Raw genomic sequence first — 21921 nt, 5'->3', positions numbered from 1 at the left:
TTCCCTCTTGTTACTGGGAGCATCCTCAGTCACCATCGGGACTCATGGAAGACGGAACTTTCGAGCCCCTCGGTTACTGCGGGGATACCGCCGCCGACGAGGACGTCCTGCAGTGGGACACCCGCAACGACTGCGAGGTCCGGCAGATCCTCGACCGCATCGCGGACAAATGGTCGCTGCTCGTAATCGCGCTCCTGGACCAGCGAACGCTCCGGTTCACCGAACTCCGCCGCCGGATCGACGGCATCAGCCAGCGGATGCTCGCCAGGACGCTGCGGCACCTGGAGCGGGACGGGCTCGTCAGCCGCACCGTCCATCCGACCGTCCCGCCGCGCGTGGACTACGCCCTCACCCCGATGGGCTCGACCCTGCACGAGACGATCCGCTCGCTCGTGACCTGGACGGAGGCGCACCAGAACGCGATCGCCGCCGCCCGCGCCGCCTACGACGCCCGCATCGAGGCGGAGCGAAAGGCGGCGGACGAGGAGGCCGCCGAACGCGCCGCCGTCGCCCACGAAGCCCTAAACGCCCACCGCTGACCGCCATTCCCGCACTGCCGCTTGCACCGCCGCCCGCGCTACAGCCCGCGCTACCGCTTGCCCCGCCGCCCGCGCTACCGCTTGCGCTACCGCCCGCGCCGCCCCGCGCTGCCACCCGCGCCGCCCGCCGTCCGGCCGATGTCACATCGGGCCGGGCTCGTGCGTCTAGTGGCTGATGCCATGGTCAACAGCGGACAGCGGGAGCGGTCCCGCCGGAGGAGTCGAGCGTGTTCGGACGCAGAGCCAGGCGTGAGGCGGAGGTCTCCGATGTCCTCGACCGGATCCGCGCGCATCCGGCGGGTTCGGCGCAACGCGTCGCGGCGCTGAACGAGATCGTCCATCTCGACGCCGCGGTGGTCGTCGAGCAGGCGCTCGCCTTCTGCCGCAGCGGACGGCCGGACGACGCGGTGATCGGCCTCCAGGCGTTGCAGAACCTGCCGACGCCGCTCGTCCCTCGGAACCTGTGGCCGGAGATCGGGCAGGTCACCGGCGTCCTGTGCCGTCCCGAGCAGCGGGACGCCGAGATACTCGCCGCCGCGATACCCGTCCATGCGAGTGCGGTCACCCAGGAACGGGACCCCGCGGATTTTCTGCGGACGATGTTCCGCCACGAGGACGGCCGGGTCAGGGCGGCGGCCGCCGCGTCCGCGTCGGCGGCGCACGACCCCGTCTCGATGATCAGACCGCTCCTCGCACTTCTGGACGAGGATCCGCTGCCGGACGTCGCGAACGACGCGGCGATCGGGCTCGCGCGCACCATCTGCCGCGATCCGGAAGCCGCGGAGGTGTTCACCGCACTGTTCTTCGCGAATCTGGACGACCCTGGCCAGGCCGTTCACGCATGGAATCGCGCGAGAGCGCTCTTGCTCGGCGCCCCCGATCCCGGCGACGGCCCCGGCCCCGCCCACTCGGACGATCTTCGCGACGAGCTCCGGGAACGGCTCGCGAACCTGCACGGCCTGGACTGGGGCGACCACGAGATCCGTCCGCTGGTCATCAGCATGTTCATCGACACGGTCAACGGGGCGACGCGCCGATACGCGCCCGCTCCGGGTTGGGACGAGCAGCGCCACCGCGCCGCCGTCCGCGACCTGCTCCGCCGCACCCGCGCCCTCCCCGCAGGCGGCGTCGAGCGCGACGAACTCCTCCTCCGACTGATCCCGGACGTGTCGACACCAGCCTGGACCGACCGCCACGCCGTCAACATAGCCGTCGACGAGGCACTCACACTGACCACCGAGGCGCGGGGTGCCGCGGCGCCGGGTGCCGGAGCAATGGGTGCCGGAGCAATGGGTGCCGGAGCAACGGGTGCCGGGGTGCCAGGGGCCGGGGCGGTGGGGGTCGAGGCGCTGGCGGTTCTGGTGACCTTTGGCAGCTCCGGACGGTCGCGCCAGATCCGGGCCGTCCTGGCGGACCTGCGTGCGGGTCGTCCGGACGATCCGGTTGTTCTGGCCGCGATGCTGCGTACCTATTCCGGGCTCGCCGCGCGCGGCCTGCTCGACCCGGCCGCCGACCGCGTGGGCGAGTTCGTGCTGGAGCTGCTCGAACACGAGAACGCCAACGTCAGGGCCACGGCGGCGATGTCGAGCGACCTCCCGGGCGCCGTCGTCGACAGTCGGTTCGCGGAGCGGCTGATCAGCCTCGTCGACCAGGACCCGGATCCCGCCGTCCGCGCGGACGCCGCACTCGGGCTGGCGAGCATGGCCGCAGCCGAAGCCGACGACGCCATCACCGACGCCCTCGTCCGGCTTCTCGACAATCCCGATCCGGTCATCCGCGCGCACGCGCTGGCGTGGGCCGTCAAAACGGGCCGTCCTGACGCCCTCGAACGGCTGCTGGACGAACTCGCCGAGCCCGACGTCCGGTGGGAGGTCCTCTTCATCGTCCAGAACCTGGAGGACCACATCGACAGCCTGCCGCGCCACCTCCACAAGGAATTCACGGCCGCCCTGGCCCGCCTGGACGAAACCGGCTGGACGGACCGCACCAGCCCCGACGCCGACGCCGACGACCGCACCCAGATCCTCGCGGAGGCAGCCGCAACCCTGCAGCTCCTAGCCCCCATCCGCTGATCCGAGGTCGAGTCAATTCCGCTCGGCAAGGATCATCGCCGTTTTCTCATCAGCGGGCAGGAACGCTTCAAGCCGCAATTCGGAAAGTGTGACGTCCACGGCCGTCGCGAACGACGTCAGCGTCGTGATGAGACGTATTTCCCCCTCCCCGTCCCGCGATCGCAACCGCAGCGGCACGGCGAAACCCAGATGATCGGCGGACGGTTCGACATCTGGCACATAGCCGTCCAGTTCGGAGATGAATTCGTCCAGCGCCGGGTCGGGGCTCCGCCGGGCCCGGTCGCGCAGGCTGCCGGTGATGTGGCGGCCCCACTCGGCCAGGTTGACGACCCTGCGGGCCATCCCGTCCGGGTGGAGGGCGAGGCGCAGCACGTTGACCGTCGGCTCCAGCAGCGCGGGCGCCGCGCCCTCGGTGAGGACGCCGAACGCCGCGTTCGCCGCGACCAGCTCCCCGTACGGCCGGACGACGACCGCCGGGTACGGCAGATGCCCGTCGAGGATGCGGTCCAGCGCCTCGCGCACCGGCCCGAGTTCGGAGGCGTCGAGGCTCGTCTCGGCGTAGACCGGCGCGTAACCACCGGCGAGCAGCAGCTCGTTCCGCTCCCGCAGGGACAGCCCGAGCGCCTCGGCGAGCCGCACCACCATCCCCCGTCCGGGACGTGAGCGACCCCGTTCGAGGAAGCTCAGGTGACGCTGGGTCGTGTCGGCCCTGATCGCCAGGTCGAGCTGGCTGACGCGGCGACGCGTCCGCCATCGCCGCAGCTCACGGCCGAACTGGCCGGGTCCCGCCAGCACCGTCATGCCTCCATTCATCCAGGCGTCCGCACCGCCCGCGATACCCCGCAGGGAATCGCGGACGGACCGTCCGCCGCTCGACACTGCTCCGCATGAGCAACCCACTCGATGCGAAGCGTCTGGTCGACGGTTTCGTCGCCCAGTGGAACGAGCCCGACCCGGCGGCGCGGAGCGCGCTCGTCCGCCGGCTGTGGGCGCACGACGGAGTCCACGTCCTGGTCGACCCGCCGCAGGAGATGCGCGAGGCCGCCGCGTCGCTCGCGTTCCCCGTCCCGCCACTCGAAGCCCGCGGCCACGATGCGCTGGACGCCAGAGTGTCACGCGCCTACGACATGTTCATCGCGTCCGGCGACCACGTCTTCGAGGCCGCGGGCGACCCGTCCGTCCTGCAGCCCAATGTGGTGGCCCTCCGCTGGACGATGCTGTCCACCCGCACCCGCGAGCCCCTCGGCGGCGGCCTCGACGTCCTTTCCCTGGACGGCGACGGCCGCATCCGCACCGACCACCAGTTCATCGCCCCGAGCTGACCCCTGGGACGTACCGTCACGGACGCGCCGTGACGGATGCGGCCGTGAAAGCGAAATGGGGCTCCCGGCGAACCGGGAGCCCCATCCGAGCGGAACGCTCAGATCACTTCAGGGTGGCGTTCTGGGCCTGCAACGCCTCGTCCAGCGGCTGGAAGAACGACTGGAAGTTGGCTCCGCAGCCGCCCGTCGTCCCGCCGGAGGTGATCCCGACCGCGATGTTGCCGGCCTGCAGCGAGCCGCCGCTGTCACCCGGCTGGCTGCACGCGGTGGTCTCGATCATCTGTCGGACGGCGCCCTCCTGGTAGTTCACCGTCCGGTCGTAGCCCACGAGCCGCCCGGAGGTCGTGCCGGTCGTGGAGCCCTTCTTCTGCACCTGGGTGCCGACCGCCGGACGTCCGACCTCGGTGAGCTGGGCGTTGTCCATCTGGACCTGGCCGGCGCTGCGGATCGTGCCGTAGTCGTCGCCCGGGAACCTGCTGATCTCGCGGGTGCCGACGGTCTGGCCGCCCGCCGACCACGTCGCGCCGATGTTGGTGCAGTGCCCGGCGGTCATGACGTAGTCGGTGCCGCCGGCGACGCCGATCGCCGACACCGAGCAGCGCGAGCCGCCGGTGGTGATGGCGTCGCCGGGGCCGAGGTGCAGCCGCGGCGCCGCCGGGACGCGCTTGATCCGGACGGTCTGGCCGAGCGCGCGTGCGCGCTTCACGAACGCCTTGGTGGCGGCGTCGTCGTCGTTCTTCGGCACGCTGACGACCACGGCGTTCGACATGACGTCGACGCCCCAGGACAGGCCGGTCGTGCCGGCGGTGCCGGCGAACCGGTCGAGCTCGGTCTTGGCGGCGGTCAGCGGCTTGATGCCGTGCCTCACGACGCGGGCCTGGACGCCCGCGGCGCGGACCTGCTCGGCGGCGGCCGCGCTCGTGACGTTGACGACGAGGTTTCCGGCGCCGTCGACGAAGGAGCCCGCGTGCCGGGAGCCGAGCCGGCCGGTCAGCTGGTCGGCCAGCGCCTGCTGGGGGATGTGAGCGAGCCGGACGGTGCCGGCGGCGTGGGTCTGGGCCGTTGCGGGAACGGTCCCGAGCGCGGGGAGCGTGATCAGCGCCGCGGCGCCGACCAGTGGGGTCATCACGCGTCTGACGTGCGATCCACGGTTCACTCTGGTTCCACCTCTCACCGCCGACCACCTTGTCGGCGGCTTCTCTCGGGGGTTGGCGGGGGACCACGAGCCTGGTGGTAAAGGCGTCGTGTGGCAGCAACGTACTTCGATGCGGTGTTGACAACCAGATTTCACCCCTGAATTGAAATTTCAGGACGCACCGATTGAAGGGCCGCATGGGATTCGACGCCGGCCGTTGTTGCCGCACCATCGACTAGAAGAATTCCGCTTCGTCTGTCGGTTCGACGGGGTCCCGAAGATCGGCGGCAATTCCCGTCCGACCGAGCCGCCCGGCCCGACCGTCATCAGCGCTACTGGACGTCGTACTGCTGTGCCCTGGTGCTGGGGGGCAGGCCGAACGCGCGGGCGGCCTCGGCGTCCGGGTCGTTCACGCCCTCGCTCAAGCGCTGGCGCCTGTCGAACTCGGCGAGCCCGCGCGCGGAGAACATTCGCTCCAGGGACGGACGGAACCCCGCACCGTCGACCGGCTCCGCCACCTCCCGAACGACTAGAGCAGAACCGTTGCGATCCAGCGTCACCAGAAGTGGGAGCCGCGTCCCGGCGTGGGTCAGCAGGCGTCCGCCGTCGCGCGCGTAGTCGTTGCACGCGGCCTCCAGCGACACGCGCACCTGGGCACCACGCTGGACGATCTCGATCGGCTCCTCAGCGCAGAACCAGCGTGGACGCATCCGCGCAGGCATCGAGCTGGGCCAGACCACCGCGCGTCCAGCCTCCAGGTAGCGGTCGATCACCGGCAATGCGGCGTCAGAGACGTGAGCGTCAACCTCTGGCGCGGGCGGCCACACGCGCCACGACTCCCGCCATGCCGCACCGCCGACCGCGAGAACCACGACGGCCAGGAGGGCCGCCCACGTCCGAACTTTCATGACACGACCCATCAGGCCACCCTAGGAGCATCACGATGCCGAAGATCACCGCGAAGGGCGCCGATCGCCGGTGGGTTCGGGGCCCCCGCTCCCGTCGAAGGCCCGTCCAGGGACGGGCTTCGAGGCAACCCACCGGCGGGTCCAACGGTCGTGGACGTCGTCCGCCGCGGTGATGACCGGCCGGTCAGGCCGCGGGCGCCGCAGGCGCGGCCGATGCGGCCGATGCGGCCGATGCGGGCGGGGCGGGCGGGGCGGGCGGGGCCGTGGGCAGGACGATGCGGGGCGTCACGACGAGGCGAAGGCCGAGGAGGCCGTAGGAGAGCCCGAGCCAGACCATGCCCGGGTAGGTGCCGGCCTCGTCGCCGAGCACGCCCTCCCCCACGCCGGCGACGAACAGCCACAGCCCGCAGAGGAGGACCTGCCAGCGCAGCAGGCCCCGGAAGCGGCCGACCCTGGCGACGGCGATCCCCACGACGAGCATGCCGAGCATCGACAGCGGCCAGCACATGTCGAAGGGGATCATCCAGCCCGGAGTGTCGTCGGGGTAGGCGATGACGAGGGGGCACCACACCATCGCCGGGACGAGCAGGACCATCTCCACGATGGCGATGTACCGGCCCTTGCGCGACCCCGTCGCGTTCGTGGACAGCACGAGCACGACCAGCGACATGACGCCCACCAGGAACGCCATGCTGCCCCAGATCTCGGCCGGGACGACCTCGTCCCGGACGCGGACCCCGCCCTCCAGCAGGCCGGCGATCCACGCGGTGGTGCCGACGACGAGGGCGGCGCCGGCGATGCGGGCGCGGAGCAGCAGCCCGCCAGGGCCCGGGGCGGACGCGTCGTGCGAGTAGACGGAACTGGGCCGGATGTGCATGGTCATCGGTTTCTCTCCCCGTGACTGGGCGGCGCAGTGGCGCGCCGCCGGCGACCATGAAGCTCCGTCCCCGATGTCCCGGGCGGCCAGTGACAGGGGCGGCGCGAGCGCCCGGGTCCGCGCCTCTTCCGACGGTGACCAGGGTCCCGACCTGCTAGGACGCCGGCCCCAGGCAGGCGGGACGGCGCGCGGGTCAAGCTGGCCTGATGAGGAGCGCCGACCCGGCGCCTCGGGGCGAGCGGTTCCTGAGGCCGCCCGCCATCGCGATCGCCGTGCTGTGCACGGCGGCGACCGCCGCGACCGTCTGGCTGGACATCCTGCTGGCCGACGCGGGCAGGGCGCCGGAGCCGCTGGACTGGGCGCACTGGGGTTCGGCGGGGTCGGGGCTGCCGGTGGCGGTCGCGGGCGGCGTCCTCGCGACGCGGCTGCCGCGGCATCCGCTGACGTGGCTGATGCTGGCGGGCGGGTCCGTCGCGGTCCTGGACGGGATCACCGCGGCGTACGCGTCGCTGTCGGTGCTGGAGCACGGCGGGGACCTGCCGCTGACGGCGTTCGCCGTGTACGCGGGCGCCAGGTTCGGCCCGATGATCAACATGATCGTGCCGCTGACGCTGATGTTCTTCCCGGACGGGCGGCTGCCCTCGCGGCGGTGGCGCTGGCCGGTGGCGGCGGCGATCGCCGCGCAGGCCACCGGGGTCATGGCGCTGCTGATGGTGCCGTGGGAGGTGTTCTCGCGGGGCGAGCCGATCGCGCCGGGCCTGCGGGACGTCCCGCTGGACCCGCTGACGCCGCCGCTGCCCGATGCGATCTGGCCGGTGTCCGGGTGGATGTTCTGGGCGGGCTTCCTCGCCTCCTTCGCGGTGTCGATCGCGGCGTTCACGGTGCGGTTCCGCCGGTCGGACCCGGCGCGGCGGACGCAGCTGCGGTGGATGCTGCTGGCGCTGGCCGCCAACGTCGTCCTCATCGCCGCGGGCGTCGTGGCGGCCGAGGTGGCGCCGCCGTCGGTGGACTGGTGGATCGGCGACATCTCCCTCGTCCTCATGCACGCGGCGATCGCGGTCGCGGTGCTGGTCGCGGTCGCCCGGTACCGGCTCTACGACGTGGACCTGCTGCTCGGCTGGACGCTGCTTTACGCGGCGCTGGCGGCCGCCGTGGTCGGCATCGACGTGGCGGTGTTCGTGCTCGCGGGATCGTTCATCGACGAGCCGCTCGCCGCCGTGACGGGCGCGGGAGTGGTCGCCGTCCTGTACGCGCCGCTGCGCCTGCGGTTGCAGCGGTGGGTGAACCGCGTGCTGATGGGACGCGCGGAACCCTACGACGTCGTGTCGGAGCTGGCCCACCGGCTGGAGCGTTCGCTGGGCCCGGACGAGCTGCTGCTGGAGGTGGCGCGGGTGGTGGCGGAGTCGTTCCGGTCCCCGTACGTGCGGGTGGAGCTTGACCGCGCCGACGGCCGGACGGTCGTGGTCGAACACGGGACGCCCCGGGACGACGTCGTCGTGCTGCCGTTCGGATACCGAGGCGCGGCGATCGGACGGCTCGCCCTGGTGCCACGCACAGGATCGCGGCTCCCCCCAGCAGACCAGCGCCTCCTCGCCGACGTGGTGCGGCAGGCGGCCGCCGCCGCACGCGCCACGGCGCTGACCGAGGAACTGCAGCGCAGCCGGGAGCAGCTCGTGACGGGGATCGCCGAGGAGCGCCGCAGGCTGCGGCGTGACCTGCACGACGGGCTGGGCCCGTCCCTGGCGGCGGCCGCGCTGAAGATCGAAGCGGCCCGCAACCTCGCGCCGCGGGACGGGGCCGCCGCCGACGCGACCCTCGAATCGGTGCGCACGGACCTGTCGGTAGTGCTGTCGGACGTCCGGCGGCTGGTGCACGACCTGCGTCCCCCGTCCCTGGACCAGTTCGGGCTGGCCGGGGCGGTGGAACAGCTCACGGAGCGGTTCCAGGGCCGGTCGCTACGGGTGGGCCTGCGCTGCTCGGGCGAACTCGCCGCCCTGCCGGCGGCGGCCGAGGAGGCCGCGTACCGGATCGTGGCCGAGGCGCTGGCGAACGTCTCGCGGCACGCGGAGGCGACGCGCTGCGACGTGCTCCTGACGGCGTCCGAGGACGCGCTGGAGGTGGTGGTCGCCGACGACGGGCGCGGCGTCCCGCCGGGCGCGCTCGTCGGCGTCGGGCTGGTCGGGATGCGGGAGCGGGCCGAGGAACTCGGCGGGCGGTGCGCGGTGTCGGCGCGGCCGGGGGGCGGGACGCGCGTCCACGCCGTCCTGCCGTTCGGGCCCCGCCCGGCCGCCGAAGCGGAGCCGCTGCCGCTCACGAGAAGCGCGCCGTGACGCCGCGGGTGCTGCTCGCCGACGACCATCCGGTGTACCGGGACGGCCTGCGGCTGATGCTGGACTCCACCGGCGAGGTCGAGATCGTCGGCACCGCGCCGGACGGGATGGTCGCGGTCGAGATGGCGGGACGCCTCCGTCCGGACGTCGTCGTCATGGACCTGCAGATGCCGAGGCTGGGCGGCGTCGACGCGACCCGCCGAATCCTCGCCGCACGCCCGGAGACCGGGGTCCTGGTGCTGACCATGCACGAGGACGACGAGAGCGTGTTCGCCGCGATGCGCGCCGGAGCCCGCGGATACCTGGTGAAGGGCGCCGACCAGGACGAGATCCTGCGCGCGGTGTCGGCGGTCGCGCGCGGCGAGGTGATCTTCGGCCCGGCGCTGGCGGGCCGCGTCTCCGACTACTTCGCGCGGATCGCGGCGGCCCCTCCCGCCGGCGAGCCGTTCCCGGAGCTCACCGCCCGCGAACGGGACGTGCTCGAACTGATAGCGCTGGGCCTATCGAACCCGGCGATCGCCGAACGGATCGGGCTGTCGCCCAAGACCGTCCGCAACAACGTCTCGAACGTCTTCGCCAAACTCCAGGTAGCCGACCGCGCCGAGGCGATCCTCCGCGCCCGCGACGCCGGCCTAGGCCGCTAGCACGCGCCACACCGAGATCAACCGCTAGGGGCTTCGTCGTGGCCGGATGAAGTTCAGCCGGGGACCGGCGCCGGCTCGGGCAGCGGGAAAAAGTCGAGGAACCGGCGGACGGCGGCCATGTCGCCGTCGATGCGCAGCAGGCCGTCGCGCACGGCCTCGTCGAGGTCGCGGCCGGACCAGATGATCTCGTTGAGGATGTTCCCGTCGGCGGTGACCGTGGCGTCGGCCAGCGCGACCGCCGCTCCGCGCTCCTCGTGGAAGCGGCCGCGCTCGATCTGAAAGCGGCTCGGACCGGACCGGGGGCATCGGCGGGCGGGGGACGTCGACCGGCGCCGGCAGCCGGTCCCCCTCGTACGTCTCCCGCCGCACCCGCGCGTCGCACTCAATTGCATTTCCCGGCCTATTGGCCGGTCCAGGCATGGAAACCCTCGCGCCAGCTCGCGTATCGCGGCTCCCAGTCGAGGTCCTTTCGCGCCTTTTCATTGGACGACCCGCGCCATTCGGTCATCTGCGCCACGATGAACCCTCCGGCGAGCAGACGTCCGAGCCAGGCGGGGACGCGCAGCGGCGGCTTCGCGCCCAGGAGGTCCGCCAGGTACGGCAGCCATTCCGAGACCGGCGCCGGGTCGCTGTCCACGACGTTGTAGACGCCGGGCGCGCCGCGCTCGACCGCGGCGAACGTCGCGGCCGCGGCGTCGGTGGTCTCGATGAACGACCAGATCCCGGTCCCGCCGCCGACCACCGGCACCTGCCGCTTCCGCACCGCCTCCAGCAGCATTTCCGAGGCGCCCGGCCCGTAGAAGTTGCCGTAGCGCAGCACGATCCCCTCCGGCGCCCGCGCCGTGACGGCCTCCTCCACGTACTTGATCGCCGCCATCGACCGCGTCGACGTGCGGGACGGGGCGTCCGGGGCGAGCGGATCGTCCTCGGTCTTCACCAGGCCGCCGGACCGCGCGGTCGCGCCGATGTGGCCCTGCGCGACGACCCGGCGGGTGCCCGCGCGCTCGGCCGCCGCCAGCAGGTTGTCGGTGCCGCGGGTCCGCAGCTCGTTGGTGGCGGCGAACGTCTTGTCCATGTTGCGGAGGCTCTTCATGTCCGCCAGCGCGGTCATCTGGTGGACGATGACGTCCGGCTGGGCGGCGAGCACGGCCTCGATCACGCCCTCGCGGTCGAGCCCGTCGACGATCACCGGCTCGGCGCCCGCGGCGCGCAGCTGCCCGGTCTTGCCGGACGACCTCGTGGTGGCGGTGACGTCGTGCCCCGCCTCGACGAGCATGGGCACGAGGTGCCGTCCCAGCGCTCCGGTCGCTCCCGTGACGAAGATTCGCATGATCTTTCCTTCCGTAAGTCTTCCGCACTAAAGACAAAGGCACCGCCCGAATTTGTGACATTCCTGCTGCCCGACCTTCGGGCCTCTACTCTTGGCCGATGCCGCTTCTTGTGCTTTCGCCCCGTTACACGTCGGATTCGAAGGTGCTGCGCGCCGCGTCCGGGCGGGTGGGGTGGAAGGCCGAGCGGCTGGGCGGATGGCGTGCGCCCGAGCGGCTCCGAGGACAGGACGTCGTCCTCTACGGCGAGCCGACGTTCGTCGAAGTCATCGCGGCACAGGTGGGGGTCGCGCTGCTCGATGTGCCGTTCGACTGGCTGCCTGGGCTTTCCCAACGGCATCTGCGACGGACCATTGGCGTGTCGGCGTTGGGGGACGTCCGCCAGACCCTCGCCGACCCCACGTTCGTCAAGCCGGCCGACGGACGGAAGGCGTTCGAGGGGAAGGTCTACGCCGCCCCCGACGACCTCCCCGGCCAGGACGTCCTCCCCGACGACACGCCAGTGTTCGTCTGCGAGCCCGTCCGATGGGACGTGGAGTTCAGGTGCCACGTCCTGGACGGCGAAGTCCTCACCATGTCCCCGTACCTCCTGGACGGAGAACTCGCCCTAACCGAAGACGGACATTGGCAAGCCCCGGACGACGACGTCCAACAGGCCAAGCAGTACGTGACCGAGATACTCAGCGACGTACCCGTCCCACCGGCGACCGTGCTCGACATCGGACGAATCCGCGACCGTGGCTGGGCGGTAGTCGAAGCGAACGCCGCCTGGGGCGCAGGCCTGTATGGGTGCGACCCAGAGCAGGTACTCAGAGTGCTGGCCCGCTCCTGCGTCCGCCAAGGCGAGGTGACGGAAACCGATCGCGCCTGGGTCACCGCCAAAGTCGAGTTGGACATGAACAGGTAGGCACCCCAGTCACCTGACAGATGAGCAGTCCTCGGCCGTCTTCGTAGCTTCGTGGGCATCGGAAAGCCGCGAGCACGAGAAGAGGGACCGATGACCGAGACAGCACTCGGGTCGGGGACGGCGATGCAGGTCGCGGGCCGGATCATCGACCGGGTGCCGCCCGGCCGCCTCGTCCCGGTGTCGGTCGCGGCGGCGGTCGCCGGGTTCGGGCTGTTCACCGTCCAGCTCAGCGCGGACGCCTCGTACTGGGGGCTGTGCGCGACGATGCTGCTGATGGGCGCGGGCGGCGGCGCGACGATGATGCCCGCGATGACCGCCGCGACGCGCGGCCTGTCGCACGACGAGGCGCCCGCGGCGAGCACCACCGTCAACCTGATCACGACGACGTCGGGGGCGGCCGGGCTGGCGGGGGCGTCGGTCGTGCTGTCCGCGCTGATGAACGGCCTGGTGCCGGACGGAGCGGACAGCGAGGGCGGTGCGCTGCAGGCCGTCCACGGGATGAGCCCGCAGGACCACGCCGCGATCGCCGGGCCGCTGGCGGGCGCGTTCCGGCACACCTACCTGTTCGCACTCGCCCTGCTGGCCCTGGCACTGATCCCGGCCCTGCTCCTCCCGCGCCACGACACCAAATGACGCGGGCCTCTCGCGGCCTCAGTCGGCGGGCGGAATGTTGTGGTTCAACCGGAACAGGTTGGACGGGTCGTACTCGGCCTTCAACGCCGCCAGCCGCCGGTACACCTCCGGCTCGTAGGAGGCGCGCACCTGCTCGGGCGTCGCGTTCGCGCCGAAGAGGAAGTTGAGTAGCCGGCCTGACGACCTCTTCTCCAGCGCGTCCGCGACCCGCCCGTGCAGGACGGCGACGCCCTCCGCCGCCCCCGGCCCCAGCCTCGACAGCACACCCACCGAATACTCCGCATCCCGGTTCCCGACCGCGTTGGGAACGGACGGCCGACGCCCCATGGCCCCGCCCAACTGCCGAATCTCAACGATCGCCGCGTCGGGCGCACCAGGCCCGACCAGGTCGAGCAGATCCCGGACGGTCTCCCCACCAAGCTCCCCGAACGCGAAGTTCGTCGCGTGATAAGCCATCGGAACCGGCGGTTCGTTGTGAATCGTCCCGGAGTCGGTGTACGGCATCTCGCCCACGGTGTCGATCAGCCGCGGGGCAACGGCGCGCAGCGGCTCGACGAGCCGCTCCCCGTCGTCCCCCAGATACGCGATACGGACATGCGCGGCATGACGTCCGCGCAACGCCTCCGGAAAGACCGGCACATCAGGCACGGGCATCAGCGCGATCGACGAGGTCATCTCGTCCGGGACGGTCGCCGACCAGGTCCGCCACGCCTCCAGGACGTCCGCGACGTGCTCGGTGTCGAAGTACAGCCCACCCCCGTACAGGCGCGTGACCGGCACCAGCCCGATCTCCAGGCCCGTCACGACGCCGAAATTGGCGCGCCCGCCGAGCAGCGCCCAGAACAACTCCGACCCGGGCGTGACGCGGCGGGCCCGGCCGTCCGCCGTGACGACGTCGACCGCCCGGACGTGATCGGCCGCGTACCCGTACCGCCGCGTCATCAGCCCGACCCCGCCACCGAGAACATACGAGACGGCACCGACACCGGGCGACGACCCGGACAGCGGCGCCAGCCCATGCTCCGCCGCCTCCGGAATCACCTGCCCCCAGCGCACGCCCGCCTCGATCCACGCCGTCCGCGCCTCGGGGTCGATGCGCACCCCGGTCATCCGCCGGGTGCTGATCAGCAGCCCGCCGTCCGCGGCGAGCGGCAGCCCGTGACCGGTGTTCTGCACGGCCACGGGCAACCCGCGCCCCGCCGCGAACTCGACGGCGACGCGCACGTCCTCGGCCCCCGCCGCACCGACGATCACGCCGGGACGGTGCGGATCAGCGGTCTGAAACCCAGTCCGCTCATCGTCATAGCCCTCGTCACCAGGCTCAAATACGGGCCCGTCGACCTGACCCGCCAGCACCTCATACGCACCCACCAGACAACCCCCTCTTGGACGTTCCCCCTGCTCACCTCCCATCCTGAGACAGAAGGTGAGCAGAAGTCCAAGAGATACTTCTTCTACTACCAATCACTACCGCTTATGACTCAGATCTCCTTCAGAAAGCCCGAGTCGACGGCGAAGTCCGCGCCCGTGGTGCTGGCAGAACGAGGCGAGGCCAGCAGCGCGACCACGTCCGCGACCTCCTGCGGCGTGGCGAGGCGGCCGGTCGTGAGGTTCATCATCTCGGCGGCGACCCCGTCCAGCACCGCGTCCCGGTCGGACCCGGTGGCCCCGGCGATGATGTCGGCCGCGCCGCCCTCGTCCGTCCACCACGCCGTCCGGACCGGGCCCGGCGACACCGTGTTCACCCGGACGCCCTGCGGCCCGTACTCCTCCGACAACCCCTTAGCCAGGTTGGTCAGTGCCGCCTTCGCCGCGTTGTAGTCGTAGTTCATCGGCCCGGGACGGCGCGCGTTCCCCGACGACACGTTCACCACGGACGCCGCGTCGCTCTTCAGCAGATGCGGAAGGGCGGCCCGCAGCGTCCGGACGACGGCGTACACGTTGAACTCGACCATGTCGCGCCAGTCGTCGTCCGTCAGCGTCATGAACCCGAACCGCGGCAGGTTCGCGCCGGGCGGCGGCCCGCCCGCGTTGTTGACCAGGACGTCGAGCCCGCCGAACGCCTCCACCGCCCGCTCCACCACCTGCGCCGGAGCGTCCGGATCCATGAGGTCGACCGGAACGTGCAGCAGATCCGGCCCGGCGAGCGCGTCCAGCTCGGGCCCCGACTTCCGGGAGACCGCCACCATCCGGGCCCCCTCGCCGATCAGCGTCCGCGTGACGGCCAGCCCGATCCCCTTCGACGCTCCGGTGACGACCGCGACACGTCCGGCAAGCTGCAGGTCCATGAAATCCCCTCACATAGGCGAGCGCGTCCACCCCGGACGCGCCTCGCCCCCATGAACCCCGCCCCACCCCACCCGGTTGCACTCACCCCGGCCCGGGACCCTCAGTCGACTTTGGGCCCCTTCCTCGCATCGATGAAGTAGCTGTCGTGCTCGACGAAGAACCGGTTCCGCTCCTCCTCGCTGAGCCCGGCGACCGCGCCGATCCCCTCGAAGTAGCCCTCCCGGGGCGCGCCGGGCGTGAACAGCATCAGGAACGACGCCGGTTCGTCCGACCGGTTGTAGAACGAGTGCAGCCCGCCCGGCGGGACGTAGAGGAAGTCGCCCTTGGTCCCCTCCACCCAGCGCTCCCCGTCGAACAGCGACACCGCCCCATCGGTCACGAAGAACGATTCGGACATCGTCTTGTGGAAGTGGGTGCCCGTACCGGCCCCCGGCGGCAGCCCGACCACGTTGTAGAGGCCGAACTCCCCGTCCGTGGCCGCGCCGTGCTGGCGTCCCGTCGGCCGTCCGGTCGCCAGGTAGTACGTCTTCATCCCGGACGGCGCCGCGAGCTCCGGCTCCGCGTCCGCCGGCCTGAACACGGCGCTGATCTCACCGTCGTCCCCGAAGTACCGGGGCTCGGGATATGACATGTTCATCTCCTCGATAGGCGTCGTGAAGATCAAAACACGCCTCCCCTGACGAACACCGGGCACACCCCTGCACAAGGGCCGACGAGGAGTGCGCCATGAGCGACCGGTTACAGCGCCGCCTGGGCGTGTTCGACGCGGTCGTCATCGGCCTGGGGTCGATGATCGGCGCGGGCATCTTCGCGGCCCTGCCTCCCGCGTCACGTGCGGCCGGATCAGGGCTCCTCCTCGGGCTGGGCGTGGCGGCCATCGTCGCCTACTGCAACGCGACGTCCTCGGCCCGGCTGGCCGCCCGCTACCCCGAGTCCGGCGGAACCTACGTCTACGGCCGCGAACGCCTGGGCGACTTCTGGGGCTACCTGGCCGGATGGGGGTTCATCGTCGGAAAGACGGCGTCCTGCGCAGCCATGGCGCTGACCGTCGGCTCCTACGTCTGGCCCACGCACCCCCACGCAGTCGCAGTAGGAGCCGTACTACTCCTCACAGGCGTCAACTACGCAGGCGTACAAAAATCCGCCTGGCTGACTCGCGTCATAGTCGCCATCGTCCTGACGACACTCACAGCAGTCGTCGTCGCTTGCCTGACCTCCACCACATCCACTCCAACCCACCTGAACCCGACCTCAGACACAACCCCCGCCGGCGTCCTGGAAGCAGCGGGCCTCCTGTTCTTCGCTTTCGCCGGATACGCACGCATCGCCACCCTCGGCGAGGAGGTCCGCGACCCGGCACGCACCATCCCCCGCGCCATCCCGATCGCCCTGGGCATCACCCTCACGATTTACGCGGCAGTCGCAGTAGCCGTCCTAACAGTCCTGGACTCCACCGCCCTGGACACAGCTACGGCACCACTGGCCGACGCCGTCGACAAGGCGGGCCTCCCCGGCCTGGCCCCCGTCGTCCGCACAACAGCAGCCATAGCCGCATTGGGGTCACTGCTTGCCCTGATCCTGGGCGTCTCGCGCACCACGCTCGCGATGGCCCGCGACCGGCACCTCCCGCACGCGCTGGCCGCCGTCCACCCCCGCCGCAAGGTGCCGCACCGCGCCGAACTCGCGATCGGCGCCATCGTCGCGATCATGGCCGCCACGCTGGACGTCCGCGGCGCGATCGGCTTCTCGTCCTTCGGCGTCCTGGCCTACTACGCCATCGCGAACGCGTCCGCCTGGACCCTCACCGCGGACGAGGGCCGGCCACCCCGCATCGTGCCCATCGTGGGCCTGCTCGGCTGCCTGGCCCTGGCCTTCGCGCTCCCCTTGTCGTCCGTGATCTCCGGAGCCGCCGTCCTGGCCGCCGGCGCCGCCCTCTACGCCCTACGCCGCACCGAGCATGGGCCACGACCTACCGGGTAGGGGACCCCGCACACCCCCACCCCAGCACCGGACCGCCAACGAGGCACAACAATCGCCCCATGCCTGGTCACAGCTCCGCCAGCAAGGAAAACTAGAGACATGCCCCGCCCACCGTCCCCCACAAGAGACGCGCCCCCCAGCCCGACCCGCACGCACAGGACGCACCCCGCCAACCTCAACAGGGAGGGGGGAGTGGGGGGCGGAGCCCCCCACATCGGGGGTCCGGGGGTCGCCCCCCGGGCAAACATGACGAAGGAGTGGCAGGGAAGGAGCCAAAAGCTCCGACCACACCACTCCCAACTCCGAGTGGGCGAGGAGGGATTTGAACCCTCACATCCTTTCGGACACACGGACCTGAACCGTGCGCGTCTGCCGTTCCGCCACCCGCCCTAGGGTGTGCACCCGATCCCGGGTGCCTGAAAAGGCTAGCACGGGGGTGGCAGTGGTTAGGTATCCAGATACGCCAGGCGAACCTTCGCACCGATACGATCGTCTACCAGTGGGGAAGGGAGGTGCCCGTGGGCGTCATTCAGCGCTTCGAGCGACGGCTCGAGGGCATGGTCGAAGGGGCCTTCGCCCGTGCCTTCAAGTCTGAGCTGCAGCCGGTCGAGGTGGCCAGTGCTGTGCAGCGCGAGATGGACGATCGGGCGGCGATCGTGGCGCAGGGCCGCACGCTCGTTCCGAACGACTTCGTCGTCGAGATCTCTCAGCAGGACGGGCAGCGGCTCCAGGTGTACGCCGACAGCCTGAGCCAGGAGCTGGCGAACCTCGCGCGCGAGTACGCGAAGGAGCAGGGGTACTCCTTCGTGGGGCCGGTGCGCGTGCGGTTCGAGAACGCGGGCGATCTCGCCACGGGCATGTTCCGCATCAGGTCCGGGGTGATCCGGGGGTCGACGGTGGAGGGCGGTGAGATCCGCCAGCCGGTGAGCGACGTCCCGCAGGGGGCGCGCGGGGGGGTGTTCGGGGGGCATCCGCGGCTGCTGGTGACGACGGCCGTCGAGGGGTCGGACACGACCCAGCGCACCTATGAGATCAATACGCCGGTGACCCTGCTGGGTCGCGGCACGGACTGCGACCTGCGCCTTGTCGATCCGGGAGTGTCCCGGCACCATGCCGAGATACGCGTAGAAGGTCCCGAAATCGCTCTCGTGGATCTAGGGTCGACCAACGGCTCGTTCGTGAACGGGCAGCCGATCCGGCGGGTCACGCTGGTCGACGGCTCCCGGGTCACGATGGGCCGGACCACTCTTGTGTTCCGCCGCGATAGGGAGTAACCCCGACTCCGATGTCCCCATTCACCCTCACGCTGATCAAGCTGGCGTTCCTCGCGGTCCTCTGGCTGTTCGTCATCGCGGCCGTCGGCGTGATCCGGGCCGACCTGTTCGGCTCGAAGGCCGCGACGAAGGCGGCCCAGCGCGCGTCCCAGCCGCGGCCTCCGCGGGAGCGGCCGGCCCGGCAGCCGAAGCCGCCGCGGCAGCCGCGCAGCGCCCAGCAGGGCGCCCCGACGAAGCTTGTGGTCGTGCAGGGCGAACGGGCCGGCACGGTCATCGACCTCACCGGGGTGCCCATCACCATTGGTCGGGCGAATGACGCCACGCTGGTCGTGACCGACGACTACGCTTCGAGCCGGCATGCCCGACTTTATGCGCAGGACGGTCAGTGGATCGTGGAAGATCTCGGCTCGACCAATGGCACATATCTAGGACGCACGAAGGTGAGCCGGCCCATGCCGGTCCCGCCGGGCGTACCGGTCCGTATCGGCAAGACCGTGATCGAGCTGCGCAAATGACTCTGGGAATCCGCTACGCCGCGCGCTCCGACGTCGGCATGCTGCGCGAGGGCAACGAGGACTCGGCGTACGCGGGCGCACATCTGCTCGCCGTCGCCGACGGTATGGGCGGGCACGTCGGCGGCGAGATCGCCAGCGCGGCGGCGATCGAGGCGCTGCGGGCGCTCGACAAGGACCTGCCCGCGACGGAGCTGCTGGCAGCGCTTGAGCACACGGTCAAGGCGGCCAACGACAACCTGCACCGCATCGTGGAGTCCGATCCGGCGCTGCAGGGCATGGGCACGACGCTGACGGCGATGCTGTGGGCGGGCAACCAGGTCGCGCTGGTGCACATCGGCGACTCCCGCGCCTACCTGCTGCGGGACGGCAGCCTCTTCCAGATCACGCACGACCACACGCTGGTGCAGTCGCTCGTGGACGAGGGCCGCATCAGCCCCGACGAGGCCGCGTCCCACCCGCAGCGTTCGCTGCTGCTGCGTGCGCTGGACGGACGAGGCGAGGTCGACCCCGACCTGTCCCTCCGGGAAGCCCAGGTCGGCGACCGGTACCTGCTGTGCTCGGACGGCCTCTCCGGCGTCGTCACAGCGGAGACGATCTTCCAGGTGCTGACGGACGTGGACGATCCGGAGCAGGCCGTCCGGCAGCTCGTCGACCTGGCGAACCGCGGCGGCGGCCCCGACAACATCACCTGCGTGGTCGCGGACGTCATCGACCTGGAGCGCCAGCCGCCGACGGGCGGGCCGGGGCACGCGGTGGGCGCGGCGGCCAACGCGGCGCCGCCGGAGCCGCCGGGCGGGGGGCCCGGCGCGAACACGACCGCGGCCGACACGCCGGCGGGACGGGCCGCGCAGCTCCGCGACACCAGGCCGCAGCCGCCGGTCGCCGTGGACGAGATGCCCCCACCGCCCGCGCCCGCGCCGATGAGCGACCCGATGGGCGGCCCGCCGATGGCGGGCGGGGCGATGCAGCAGGCGCCGATGCGGGCGCGGCGGGGCGGCGCCCGGCGGTGGACGTGGCTGGTCGTCGTCGCGGGCGTGGTCGTCGTGGGTGTCGTGGCGGGCGGGTTCGTGCTGATGCAGAACGTCCGGAACGGCTATTACATCGGCGCGGAGAAGGGCCAGGCCGTCCTGTTCCGGGGGACGCCGCAGACGGTTCTGGGCTTCGACATGTCCCGCAAGGCGAACACGAAGAACCTGCAGCCGATCATGGTCGAGGACCTCCCCCAGGACCTCCAGCAGCAGGTGAACGACACCTACACGGTGGACGGCCCCGGCGAGTGGAAGATGCTGGTCGACCGCGTCTGCAAGTACAGCATCGTCAACCAGGCCGGGAAGGTCTCCGTCGTGCGCGGCAGGGCCCAGCAGGACTGCAAGGAAGACCTCAAGCCGACCGACGTCCGGTTCTCCGAGCTGACCGTGTCCGACGCGGGCGCGATCGCGAAGGGCACCGTCAAGGACATCATCGGCCGGGACGGCGCGCAGGCCAGGCTGAAGCAGATGACGGACCGCCGCGACAAGTGCAACCAGCGCGCACCCGACAAGCCCGCGGACTGTCCCTCCAACGGAGGGAAATCGTAGATGCAGTCGATCGGGGAGCAGATCAGGGCGCGCCTGCCGTACCAGCGGCGCAACGCGGCCTCGTTCGCCCTGCTGATCTTCGCGATGGTGCTGACGCTGTCGGCGTTCGCGGAGGTCGGGCTGGCCCGTGACGGCTACATCCCCGCCGGCCTGTTCGTGTACGGCGGCGGCCTCGCCGTGCTGGCGCTCGCCGCGTACTTCGTCCAGATGAAGTTCACCCCGTACGCCGACCCGCTGCTGCTGCCGCTGTCGGTGGCGCTGAACGGCATCGGGCTCGCGATGATCTACCGGCTGGACCTGGACACCAGCGACGACCGCAAGGCCGCCGCGCTCGCGGGCAAGAAGGTGGTGGCGGACGCCGCCGACGCGCCCAGCCAGCTGATGTGGACGTTCGTCGGCATCGTCCTGTTCGTCGCCGCGGTGCTGATCATGCGGGACACCGACAAGTCCGACGCCCCGCTGTCGTTCACCCCGAAGACCGCGCAGCGCTACACGTACCTGATCGGCCTCTCCGCCGTCTTCTTCCTGCTGCTGCCGATCGTCCCCGGCATCGGCGCGGAGATCAACGGCGCGCGGGTGTGGATCCAGCTCGGCCCGTTCTCCGTCCAGCCGGGCGAGTTCGCCAAGCTGCTGCTCGTCGTGTTCTTCGCCGGGTACCTGGTGAACAAGCGGCAGGCCATGTCGCTGATCGGCAAGAAGATCGGGCCGCTCAGCGTGCCCCGGGCCCGCGACCTCGGCCCGATCATGGTGCTCTGGTTCTTCTCGCTCGGCGTCCTGTTCGTCCAGAAGGACCTCGGCACCGCGCTGCTGTTCTTCGGCCTGTTCATCTCGATGCTGTACATCGCGACGCAGCGGGTGTCGTGGGTCGTGATCGGCGTCGGGCTGCTGGCGGCGGGCGTGTTCATCGCGACGCTGCTGCCGTTCATGGGGCACGTCAACCAGCGCATCGACATCTGGCAGAACCCGAAGCCCTACTTCGACGGCGGCTGCCTGCTGGAGAGCGGCAAGGTCGTCCCCGTCAACCCCAACACCGAGATCTACAAGCGGTTCGACGCGCAGGGCTCGCTGTCGCCCGGCTTCTCGGCCTGCGCCGAGCTCGGCGGGTCGTACGCCGACAGCGCGCAGCTGATGAAGGGCCTGTTCGCGCTCGCGCAGGGCGGCGTCCTCGGCACCGGGCTCGGGCAGGGCGAGCCGTGGCGGACGCCGCTGTCGTTCAGCGACTTCATCTTCGACTCGATCGGCGAGGAGCTCGGGCTGACCGGGCTGATGGTGCTGCTGCTGATCTACGCGCTGATCGTCCAGCGCGGGATGAAGACCGCCGTGGCGGCGCGCGACCCGTTCCTGAAGCTGTTCGCGGGAGGTGTCTCGTTCGTCCTGGCGCTCCAGGTCTTCGTGATCGTCGGGGGCGTGACCCGGCTCATCCCGCTCACCGGCCTGACGACGCCGTTCCTGTCCCAGGGCGGCTCGTCGCTGATGGCCAACTGGATCCTGATCGCGATCCTGGTGCGGATGAGCCATGACGCGCGCAAGCCGGCCCCGCAGGCGATCCAGGACGAAGGCATGACCCAGATCGTGAGCACGAGGTGATTTC

At 71.2% G+C, this 21921-nt stretch carries 21 protein-coding genes and 1 tRNA gene; 12 read left to right on the top strand and 10 right to left on the bottom strand.

From position 1 onward, the window contains the following. The first annotated feature begins 44 nt into the window (after positions 1-44). Both ACH35V_RS17040 and ACH35V_RS17035 read left to right on the top strand, forming a co-directional pair. Positions 45-539 (top strand): winged helix-turn-helix transcriptional regulator, encoded by a 495-nt coding sequence (locus ACH35V_RS17040; protein WP_395973335.1) that lies wholly within the window; start codon positions 45-47, stop codon positions 537-539. A 227-nt stretch (positions 540-766) separates the two neighbouring features. Further along, complete coding sequence (locus tag ACH35V_RS17035) at positions 767-2611, top strand: HEAT repeat domain-containing protein (RefSeq protein ID WP_395973333.1); 1845 nt, start codon at positions 767-769, stop codon at positions 2609-2611. A 12-nt stretch (positions 2612-2623) separates the two neighbouring features. Here the strand turns inward: ACH35V_RS17035 and ACH35V_RS17030 are convergent, their stop codons facing one another. Then, complete coding sequence (locus ACH35V_RS17030) at positions 2624-3412, bottom strand: helix-turn-helix domain-containing protein (protein ID WP_395973331.1); 789 nt, start codon at positions 3410-3412, stop codon at positions 2624-2626. Positions 3413-3498: 86 nt separating this feature from the next. Between ACH35V_RS17030 and ACH35V_RS17025 the strand changes: the two genes are divergently transcribed. Beyond that, a complete protein-coding gene (locus ACH35V_RS17025) occupies positions 3499-3933 on the top strand; it encodes a hypothetical protein (protein WP_395973330.1) in 435 nt (144 codons plus the stop codon). A 103-nt stretch (positions 3934-4036) separates the two neighbouring features. Here the strand turns inward: ACH35V_RS17025 and ACH35V_RS17020 are convergent, their stop codons facing one another. From ACH35V_RS17020 to ACH35V_RS17010, 3 genes are all read right to left on the bottom strand, one after another. Further along, complete coding sequence (locus ACH35V_RS17020; RefSeq protein WP_395973440.1) at positions 4037-5059, bottom strand: S1 family peptidase; 1023 nt, start codon at positions 5057-5059, stop codon at positions 4037-4039. A 341-nt stretch (positions 5060-5400) separates the two neighbouring features. Continuing rightward, positions 5401-5976: a hypothetical protein gene (locus ACH35V_RS17015; RefSeq protein WP_395973328.1), complete on the bottom strand. Its 576-nt coding sequence runs from the start codon at positions 5974-5976 to the stop codon at positions 5401-5403. A 184-nt stretch (positions 5977-6160) separates the two neighbouring features. Continuing rightward, positions 6161-6859, bottom strand: a complete 699-nt coding sequence (locus ACH35V_RS17010) for a hypothetical protein (protein WP_395973327.1) — start codon at positions 6857-6859, stop codon at positions 6161-6163. Positions 6860-7059: 200 nt separating this feature from the next. Here ACH35V_RS17010 and ACH35V_RS17005 point away from each other — a divergent pair, with 200 nt between their 5' ends. Together ACH35V_RS17005 and ACH35V_RS17000 are read left to right on the top strand one after the other, a co-directional pair. Further along, on the top strand, positions 7060-9183 hold the full coding sequence (locus ACH35V_RS17005) for a sensor histidine kinase (RefSeq protein ID WP_395973325.1): 2124 nt from the start codon (positions 7060-7062) through the stop codon (positions 9181-9183). Then, the gene (locus ACH35V_RS17000; RefSeq protein WP_395973324.1) at positions 9180-9827 is read left to right on the top strand and encodes a response regulator; all 648 of its coding nucleotides are present in this window, start codon (positions 9180-9182) and stop codon (positions 9825-9827) included. The genes ACH35V_RS17005 and ACH35V_RS17000 overlap by 4 nt, the downstream gene beginning before the upstream one ends. 53 nt (positions 9828-9880) lie before the next feature. Here ACH35V_RS17000 and ACH35V_RS16995 read toward each other — a convergent pair whose 3' ends face one another. Together ACH35V_RS16995 and ACH35V_RS16990 are read right to left on the bottom strand one after the other, a co-directional pair. Continuing rightward, positions 9881-10213, bottom strand: coding sequence for a hypothetical protein (locus ACH35V_RS16995; protein ID WP_395973323.1), 333 nt, complete (start codon positions 10211-10213; stop codon positions 9881-9883). 14 nt (positions 10214-10227) lie between these two features. Then, positions 10228-11157 carry an NAD-dependent epimerase/dehydratase family protein gene (locus tag ACH35V_RS16990; RefSeq protein ID WP_395973322.1) on the bottom strand — a complete coding sequence of 310 codons (930 nt, stop codon included), beginning with the start codon at positions 11155-11157 and terminating at the stop codon, positions 10228-10230. Positions 11158-11300: 143 nt separating this feature from the next. On the opposite strand from ACH35V_RS16990, the gene ACH35V_RS16985 reads away from it, so the two are divergent. Both ACH35V_RS16985 and ACH35V_RS16980 read left to right on the top strand, forming a co-directional pair. Continuing rightward, a complete protein-coding gene (locus ACH35V_RS16985; protein ID WP_395973321.1) occupies positions 11301-12062 on the top strand; it encodes an ATP-grasp domain-containing protein in 762 nt (253 codons plus the stop codon). Between the two features lie 90 nt (positions 12063-12152). After that, complete coding sequence (locus ACH35V_RS16980; RefSeq protein ID WP_395973320.1) at positions 12153-12695, top strand: hypothetical protein; 543 nt, start codon at positions 12153-12155, stop codon at positions 12693-12695. An 18-nt stretch (positions 12696-12713) separates the two neighbouring features. On the opposite strand, the gene ACH35V_RS16975 is transcribed toward ACH35V_RS16980, so the two are convergent. The 3 genes from ACH35V_RS16975 to ACH35V_RS16965 all read right to left on the bottom strand — a co-directional run bounded on the left by ACH35V_RS16975 (position 12714) and on the right by ACH35V_RS16965 (position 15615). Then, positions 12714-13949 (bottom strand): FAD-binding oxidoreductase, encoded by a 1236-nt coding sequence (locus ACH35V_RS16975; RefSeq protein WP_395973319.1) that lies wholly within the window; start codon positions 13947-13949, stop codon positions 12714-12716. 227 nt (positions 13950-14176) lie between these two features. Next, entirely contained in the window at positions 14177-14983 is an 807-nt protein-coding gene (locus tag ACH35V_RS16970) for an SDR family NAD(P)-dependent oxidoreductase (RefSeq protein WP_395973318.1), read from the bottom strand. A 101-nt stretch (positions 14984-15084) separates the two neighbouring features. Further along, entirely contained in the window at positions 15085-15615 is a 531-nt protein-coding gene (locus ACH35V_RS16965; RefSeq protein WP_395973316.1) for a cupin domain-containing protein, read from the bottom strand. A gap of 95 nt (positions 15616-15710) precedes the next feature. Here ACH35V_RS16965 and ACH35V_RS16960 point away from each other — a divergent pair, with 95 nt between their 5' ends. Beyond that, complete coding sequence (locus ACH35V_RS16960) at positions 15711-16964, top strand: APC family permease (protein ID WP_395973315.1); 1254 nt, start codon at positions 15711-15713, stop codon at positions 16962-16964. A 307-nt stretch (positions 16965-17271) separates the two neighbouring features. Here ACH35V_RS16960 and ACH35V_RS16955 read toward each other — a convergent pair. Beyond that, a tRNA-Leu gene (locus tag ACH35V_RS16955) sits at positions 17272-17354 on the bottom strand. Between the two features lie 128 nt (positions 17355-17482). On the opposite strand from ACH35V_RS16955, the gene ACH35V_RS16950 reads away from it, so the two are divergent. Genes ACH35V_RS16950 through ACH35V_RS16935 form a run of 4 tightly spaced genes read left to right on the top strand, consistent with a single transcriptional unit; the run spans position 17483 to position 21917 of the window. Further along, positions 17483-18238 (top strand): DUF3662 and FHA domain-containing protein, encoded by a 756-nt coding sequence (locus ACH35V_RS16950; RefSeq protein WP_328360038.1) that lies wholly within the window; start codon positions 17483-17485, stop codon positions 18236-18238. Between the two features lie 11 nt (positions 18239-18249). Further along, positions 18250-18753 (top strand): FHA domain-containing protein, encoded by a 504-nt coding sequence (locus ACH35V_RS16945; RefSeq protein WP_131967072.1) that lies wholly within the window; start codon positions 18250-18252, stop codon positions 18751-18753. Further along, entirely contained in the window at positions 18750-20330 is a 1581-nt protein-coding gene (locus tag ACH35V_RS16940) for a Stp1/IreP family PP2C-type Ser/Thr phosphatase (protein WP_395973314.1), read from the top strand. The genes ACH35V_RS16945 and ACH35V_RS16940 overlap by 4 nt, the downstream gene beginning before the upstream one ends. Beyond that, positions 20331-21917 carry an FtsW/RodA/SpoVE family cell cycle protein gene (locus ACH35V_RS16935; protein WP_395973313.1) on the top strand — a complete coding sequence of 529 codons (1587 nt, stop codon included), beginning with the start codon at positions 20331-20333 and terminating at the stop codon, positions 21915-21917. The last annotated feature ends 4 nt before the right edge of the window (positions 21918-21921 follow it).

Origin of the sequence: Actinomadura sp. 1N219 (assembly GCF_044326405.1) — a bacterium.
Lineage (GTDB): Bacteria > Actinomycetota > Actinomycetes > Streptosporangiales > Streptosporangiaceae > Spirillospora.
The sequence above is the reverse complement of the archived record's forward strand: the minus strand, read 5'-3'. Positions and strand labels throughout refer to the sequence as shown.